Origin of the sequence: Paenibacillus sp. y28, from assembly GCF_037137075.1 — a bacterium.
GTDB lineage: Bacteria > Bacillota > Bacilli > Paenibacillales > NBRC-103111 > JBBBNV01.
In genome coordinates this window covers 163,556-170,169 of sequence record NZ_JBBBNV010000009.1, presented here as the reverse complement: position 1 = coordinate 170,169, position 6,614 = coordinate 163,556, and the positions used below count along the sequence as shown (strand labels likewise).

At 54.3% G+C, this 6,614-nt stretch carries 8 protein-coding genes; 5 read left to right on the top strand and 3 right to left on the bottom strand.

Annotated features, from left to right (window positions below; translation table 11 throughout):
* The 5 genes from WBG83_RS10035 to WBG83_RS10015 form a co-directional block, all read left to right on the top strand.
* Positions 1-1,650: hypothetical protein (locus tag WBG83_RS10035; protein WP_336744873.1), on the top strand; the 1,650-nt coding region annotated here is incomplete at its 5' end.
* The gene (locus WBG83_RS10030) at positions 1,647-2,243 is read left to right on the top strand and encodes a CvpA family protein (protein ID WP_336744872.1); all 597 of its coding nucleotides are present in this window, start codon (positions 1,647-1,649) and stop codon (positions 2,241-2,243) included. The genes WBG83_RS10035 and WBG83_RS10030, both read left to right, overlap by 4 nt.
* A gap of 217 nt (positions 2,244-2,460) precedes the next feature.
* Positions 2,461-3,189: a hypothetical protein gene (locus tag WBG83_RS10025; RefSeq protein ID WP_336744871.1), complete on the top strand. Its 729-nt coding sequence runs from the start codon at positions 2,461-2,463 to the stop codon at positions 3,187-3,189.
* A 183-nt stretch (positions 3,190-3,372) separates the two neighbouring features.
* Complete coding sequence (locus WBG83_RS10020; RefSeq protein ID WP_336744870.1) at positions 3,373-3,687, top strand: L-rhamnose mutarotase; 315 nt, start codon at positions 3,373-3,375, stop codon at positions 3,685-3,687.
* 203 nt (positions 3,688-3,890) lie between these two features.
* Positions 3,891-4,910: a hypothetical protein gene (locus tag WBG83_RS10015; RefSeq protein WP_336744869.1), complete on the top strand. Its 1,020-nt coding sequence runs from the start codon at positions 3,891-3,893 to the stop codon at positions 4,908-4,910.
* On the opposite strand, the gene WBG83_RS10010 is transcribed toward WBG83_RS10015, so the two are convergent.
* From WBG83_RS10010 to WBG83_RS10000, 3 genes are all read right to left on the bottom strand, one after another.
* A complete protein-coding gene (locus tag WBG83_RS10010) occupies positions 4,834-5,619 on the bottom strand; it encodes a helix-turn-helix transcriptional regulator (RefSeq protein ID WP_336744868.1) in 786 nt (261 codons plus the stop codon). The two genes, WBG83_RS10015 and WBG83_RS10010, sit on opposite strands and share 77 nt — an antisense overlap.
* A gap of 2 nt (positions 5,620-5,621) precedes the next feature.
* Entirely contained in the window at positions 5,622-5,804 is a 183-nt protein-coding gene (locus WBG83_RS10005; RefSeq protein ID WP_336744867.1) for a hypothetical protein, read from the bottom strand.
* 78 nt (positions 5,805-5,882) lie between these two features.
* On the bottom strand, positions 5,883-6,560 hold the full coding sequence (locus tag WBG83_RS10000) for an SDR family NAD(P)-dependent oxidoreductase (protein WP_336744866.1): 678 nt from the start codon (positions 6,558-6,560) through the stop codon (positions 5,883-5,885).
* Between the last annotated feature and the right edge of the window lie 54 nt (positions 6,561-6,614).

Here is a 6,614-nt window from a genome sequence, read left to right as displayed (position 1 = left end):
GTTGCGGCGAAGCTGACGAGCGTGGAGCAGCAGTACGCGAGCACGAGCGCGGCGCTGGAGCAGGAGCGCGAGGCGAAAGCGGAAGTCGCAGCGGAGCTAGAGCGCGAGCGAGAAGCGAAAGCGGAAGTCGCCGCGAAGCTGACGAGCGTGGAGGAGCAGTATGCGAGCACGAGCGCGGCGCTGGAGCAGGAGCGCGAGGTTCACTCGCAAACCACTGCAAAATTGTCGAATGTAGAGCAGTTACATATTGAAGTAGCAGCCCAATTGGAGCAAGAATGTCTTAAACGAAAAGAAGTCGAGGACAAGCTTGAGCTTGAGAGGCGGACACTGGCAGAGGTTCAAGTGGAGCTCGAATTGGAAAGGGAAAGCCGTGTTGAGCTCGTAGCCAAATTAGCGAATATTGAGGCGGCCCGTTTAGCTGTTACTGCTGAACTGGACAATGAACGAGCAAGGAACATCGAAATGAACGCAGAGCTGGAACGTTCAAGCACCGAGCGGGCTGAACTGGCAGCAGCGCTGAAGCGTGAGCAAGACGCGCACAGTGAGGTAACGGTAGAGCTTGAATTGGAACGTGAAATTCATGCGGAAACAGCCGCGCAGCTGGCGCAGCTGGAGGAGAGCAAGGCCGCACTGGTGACAGAGCTGGATGATGAGCGCTCCGAGAGATCGAAGGTCGCTGCACAATTGGAAACCGAGCGCGTCGAGAAAGTCAAGGCGACTTCAGACCTGGAAGGCGCAAGGGCAAGGATTGCTGAAATCACCGCAGAGCTGGATCGTTCAAGAGCCGAGCGAGCTGAGCTGGCGGCGGAGCTGAAACGTAATCAGGATGTATACAACGAAACAGCATTTGAACTGGAGCTGGAACGTGAAACTCATGCGGAAACAGCCGCGCAGCTGGCGCAGCTGGAGGAGAGCAAGGCCGCACTGGTGACAGAGCTGGATGATGAGCGCTCCGAGAGATCGAAGGTCGCTGCACAATTGGAAACCGAGCGCGTCGAGAAAGTCAAGGCGACTTCAGACCTGGAAGGCGCAAGGGCAAGGATTGCTGAAATCACCGCAGAGCTGGATCGTTCAAGAGCCGAGCGAGCTGAGCTGGCGGCGGAGCTGAAACGTAATCAGGATGTATACAACGAAACAGCATTTGAACTGGAGCTGGAGCGCGAAACTCATGCGGAAACAGCCGCGAAGCTGGCCAAGCTGGAAGAAAGCAGATCAGCCTTGATTACAGAGCTGGAAAAGGAACGAGAAATTCATGCTCAAACTAGAGCCAAGCTGGGCAAGTCCGAAGAGGAGCAAATCGATACGGCAGCCGTTCTGGAGCGTGAGCGTGACCAGCATCTAAAGCTGGTGCTGGAGCTGGAGCAGCTTCGTGATGCTAAGCATGCGATGGATGCCTCATTCGCCGAGCTGGAGAAGGCGCATCATGAGGCAGCTGTCGCACTTGCCGCGGAGAGGCTGGAACGGGAAAAGCTGATCAACGAAACGGATTTTGCGCGTATAGAGAAGGAAGCTTTGGCTGCCGAGCTTGCCCGTCTTACAGAGGGCCGGCAAGAAAGCGAGCTGGCAGAAGCTTACCGGAAGCTTCAGGAAGAGTATGCCAAGCTGCAAACGGAATATAACGAGTGGATCGAGCTGGTCGAACAGTCGTGAATATCGTTGATTTAATCGCACTGCTGCTGTTAGCTGGCGGACTGGTCTACGGATACTACCGTGGGCTGGTCAACCAGCTGTTTTCTTTAGCCGGCGGATTGCTGGCGGGTTTATTGGCGTTCATTCTTCAGAACGGCTTGGCGGAGGCTTTGATGAAGATGTTTCCGCTGGCTGCGCTAACCGGAGGGGAACATGCCGGGAATGGGCTTTCAGGCTCGGTTTGGAGCGCGGCCAGGCTGCCTTATCATATTGCGGCCTATGTTTTTATTTTCGCCGGGGCCAAGCTGACGCTGCATTTGTTAGGCCGATTGCTCCATGTGCTGATGAAGGCACCGGGATTAAACCTGTTCAATCGCTTTGGGGGGATCGTGCTTGCCTTGGCCCAGGTATTTATCCTGATGGTATTGCTGTATTGGCCTCTGAACCGAATTCCTTCTGCAGCCGTGCAGCAGGAGCTGGCGGGCTCCCAGGTCGCGACCGGGGTAAACCATATTGCTCCCCGGTTAACGGCCCAGCTGGAGCAGCTATGGCAGGCGGTTACAGGCGCCAAAAACGATATAACTGCTCCAGAAGTGAAGGAAACCGAGCTTTAATGCTGCTGAAGCTTTTCGAGGTCGAAGAAGTCCAGCGCATCATACGGTGATCGGGCAATCGGAAGAACAAACGGCTTGTGCTCTGCTGATATCAGGGCGCAGCCGTTTTTGTGTTGTGATGTACGTGAAGGATGGAAGCCGGCGAAAGCTGTACAGCCAGCAGGCTTATACTGCACGCAGCGTGTAGCGATGAACGGCGATGTATGAGGTTCATAGCATGTTTGAGATTAGCGGGGATTCTCCCGCCGACCCGATTGCCAAGCAGCCGTCAGCCCAACAGCTCGAATGGTCCTGCCGGGTTGCTGTTGCACAAGAGCGGCTTGTCCGGGAGCGAAGTCTGGATGCTTTGACCTATTATTATCACGGCAGTCCGGTAAGCGCCTATGAACAGCTTCAGGCGGGCTTCATTCTCGGTCACTCTCTTTTGACGGCCCGCGGCATCCCATGCGCTGGAGAAGGAGATCTTAAAACGGCCGTAGCAATGAAAATATGCGATATTCTTGGCACCGGAGGCAGCTACTCGGAGATTGTGGTCGTCGATTATGCCGATCAGGCGATTTTGCTCGGTCATGACGGACCTTTCCCTATCGCTATATCGGATGGCAAGCCGGTTCTGCGAGGGATGGGGCTGTATCACGGGAAGCAGGGGACGGGCATTTGGGTGGAAGCGAAGGTCAAATCCGGCCCGATTACAGCGCTGAATGTGACCCAAACCGGAGAAGGCAGGCTGAAGCTGATCATCAGCGAGGGCGAGTCGACGGACGGGGAGATGATGAAAATCGGGAATACGATGACTCCGGTGCGATTCCGCGAGCATCCCGATCTTCACATGGAGAAATGGTTTCGCGAAGCGCCGACCCGCCACTGTGCGCTATCGCTCGGCCATAATGCTTCGGAATTCAGCAAGGTGGCGGATTTGCTCCAGCTGGAGTCAGTCATTCTTTAGTGAAGCCAAGAGGCCGGTAGACGGCTTGCAGGCGCATAACGAACGAAGCAAGCTTTCCAATATTTTTAGTATGTCATGTATTTCGGGGACAGGGTTTGGCACAAGCGTTTGATGATTTTTTAGCCATATTGCCTGGCTAGAAATAAGGTAGCAGATCCCATGTGTGACAGGGGGGGAATCAGGGTGGAGCAGGTATCGTTTGTGCTGCGGATTCGTCCAGAGCGCTATGGGGAATATGTCAAGCGTCACAAGGCCGTATATCCGGAGCTGGAGGAAGGATTTACTGCAGCGGGGATACACCATTACCGGATTTATTATCATGAAGGTACATGGTTTGCAACGATGACAGTAACTGATTACAGCGGGGCGATGCAGGATTTGGAGACTCATCCGGCCAACGTAAGATGGCAGCCATTTATGTCCGACCTGCTTTTGCCGTGGGAAGACGAAACGAAGGTCAAACTCATTTCAGAGGTATACCGGTTTCCGCGCTCATAAAAACTTTTTTTGGAACACTGAAATTGTATCCCTCATTTCTTTGCCATTTCATGCTCGAGAGCTAGCTGTAAGAACGACCCTTCCAAATTGGCTTTGTTTTTAACGTTGCCTATCCGAAAGCCGGAAGTCATAGCATATCTCCCGCAACTGCACAACGGTATGGTAAGATAAAGAAAAAGCAGATTGAAAGGCGGGGCGAACCGATGAAATCCTCAATGTCGCATCGTTCGTCGCTGTCTGCGGAGAAGCGCAGCAAAGAAGGGTCCAGCAGTACGCAGGCATTGACGGGCGGCACTCACAAGCTAGTTCATCAAGTAAGACAACTGCAAAAAGTGGCGGGCAATCGCGCGGTCGGAAGGCTGTTGAGCGGGCTTCACGATACAGGGCCGCAAACGGCGCAGCTGGCGCTTTCTGAACAGGAGTGCGCTGATAAGCTCCGTATATTAAAGGATTATGTCCGGTTTACGCCGCCGGAGGAATTTAAGGATGCCTTTTGGAAGCCGCCCAAGGATAAGGTGGAATACAGGCAGAAGCTTATAGCCAAAATTACCGGAAGCCCGCATACCATGGCAAGCGTGAAGAGCAAACGAGATATGAAGCCTGACGTGGAGGACGATGACTGGGCGCCAAACAGCTTTAATGACCGGACATTAGAACGGGCCATTAACGAAGTATACCCCAGATACCCCACGGGGGACGGGGAGGAAATCGGGCAGGAATACGCCCCTTTTGACAAGCACGATTGCGTATTTGCTGCCATTACACATGCTTTGGGCTTTGGGGATGACCTGGAAACCTCCTTGGAGGTGGAAGGGCAGCTCGCCGCTTATTTTAATCATAAAAAAGGAGAAGTGGAGGACTCCATCCTGTACCGGATGATGGAGCGGATGGGCTGGGGATTATATGGGGTCGGCAAATTTAATGAGCTGTTCCGTCCGGAACTAGACGGTGTGATGACGTATCCTCCGATTGGAGGCACCTTTATTATTTCGGAAAACCGGGATGCGGGCGGGACAACCGGCCACGTTCTGGTTGTGGAAATATCGAACGATTTGGCAGCCCAAACCTTCCCGGCTCCGAAAACCTTGAAATTATATGACCGCCAGTATGAGCGGCAAAATCGGGGCAAAGCCAGGACGGGTGAGCCTACCTTTGATGTATACGCTTGGAGGGTGGAAAATACGGAGCAGGCCCAGGAGGTGAAAAAGATCCTGCAGGGCTGATTCCCCCCCTGCCTTGACGGTGCCACTGCTTGCGGTAAGCAAGCGGAGTGACTCCCTCTTCCTGCTTGAACAAGCTGATGAAATGGCTGACATTCGTGTGCCCGACGTGCTGTGAGATAGCCGCGACCGGCATGTCGGAGAGCACGAGCAGCTGCTTGGCTGCCGTAATGCGAAGGTTAGCCAGGTATTCATGCGGCGCAAAGCCGGTATATTTCTTGAACTCTCTTGCCAGATGATAGTTGGAAACCAAGCAAAGGACAGCGAGCTGATCCAGTGTCCACTGATCCGCATACCGCTGCTCCAGCGAATTCATGGCTTGTTCAACATAAGCGGGCATCCAGCCGGGATGCCTTGCATCTCCCCGGCCCATGGCCGATAGAAGCAGAACCGTCAGCAGCTGGATGATATGCTGAGAGCTGAGCAGCTCGGCCCTCACATCCTTTTCCCGGTGCAGCTTCAGCAGCTCCCGGATGCAATCGGGAACGGTGCGGTCCGCGGCAAGCGGAAGCACTGGCCCGGTTCCGATTCGAACAAACTGCTCGTAATAAGCGCGGCTGGCAGCCCCGTTGAAATACACCCACAGCAGGTCCCGGTCCGCGCCTTCATAGTATTGGGGCTCCATACAATCAATCCAGAATGCATGTCCGGCCGGCAGGGAATAGGTCTTTCCGGCGTAGCGAAGCTTTCCGCTTCCTGAAAGCGTATACACAACTAAAAAGAATCGAGGCTTGCACGCTCGGTGAAATATCCGGGCAGGGTGCGGAAGCAGCCGATTTCCTGCACATAGAATAGCATCGACCGCGCCATCACGCTTGGTGTGGACACGTAATAGTCGGACGTCTCCGTCCACCGGAAAGCGGCGTTTAACCGGCAAGAAAGACGGTTTTTTCTCATGACCTCAGCTGAGCTCCTTGGAAGATGATTGCTGGGGAACGGAATCCATGCCAATACCGGAAACCGCCAGTTCAGCGGTTACTTGGCTTCAATCAGCCTGCCGGTTTTCCCGCCTTTGGGCAGAGCGGCAAGCTCGACCAGATAGCTTGTAACGGAAGCAGGGTCTTTGCCGGTGCCATGCATCTCCGTTTTAATCGGCCCGGGATTAAATAAATTAACGAGAATGTTATGCTTCTCTTCATCCTCGGCTGCTGTGCGGGTCAGCGTCTCCAGACCGGCCTTGCTGACGGCATAGGCCGCAAAGCCGCCGGCGCCATTGTCTGCGAGCCCGGAGGTAATATTAATGATACGGCCGAACTTTTGCTTGCGCATCATAGGCAATACGGAACGTGTAACAAGGAACGGACCGGTCAAATTGGTGGACAGCTGGGCATTCCATGCATCCAGCGGCGTATCCGCGATTTCCCCCGATTCGAATACCGCCGCATTGTTTACGACGATATCAATGCGTCCAAACCGGCTTTGAGCCGCTTGAACGAGCCGGAGCACATCGGACTCAAGACTGACATCCGCCTGTACGGTCAAGGCTTCCCCGCCGCCCGCAGCAATTGCATCGCTTACTTCCTCCAGCTTGGCAGTTCTTCTTCCGCATAGCACCACCTTCGCTCCTTCGTCTGCAAACGCCAGTGCCGCAGCCTTGCCCAGTCCGCTTCCTGCTCCCGTAATCAGTGCAATTTGTCCTGATAAAGCTCTCATCCTCAGTTCGCCTCCCTTTATCCGCTAACTTCCTCTTGATCATAGCAGATAAGG

Bases quoted from the DNA above. Each gene is read 5' to 3' on its own strand.
- WBG83_RS10005 (WP_336744867.1), bottom strand. From the start codon at position 5,804: ATGAGAAAAAACCGTCTTTCTTGCCGGTTAAACGCCGCTTTCCGGTGG.
- WBG83_RS10025 (WP_336744871.1), top strand. From the start codon at position 2,461: ATGTTTGAGATTAGCGGGGATTCTCCCGCCGACCCGATTGCCAAGCAG.
- WBG83_RS10000 (WP_336744866.1), bottom strand. From the start codon at position 6,560: ATGAGAGCTTTATCAGGACAAATTGCACTGATTACGGGAGCAGGAAGC.
- WBG83_RS10015 (WP_336744869.1), top strand. From the start codon at position 3,891: ATGAAATCCTCAATGTCGCATCGTTCGTCGCTGTCTGCGGAGAAGCGC.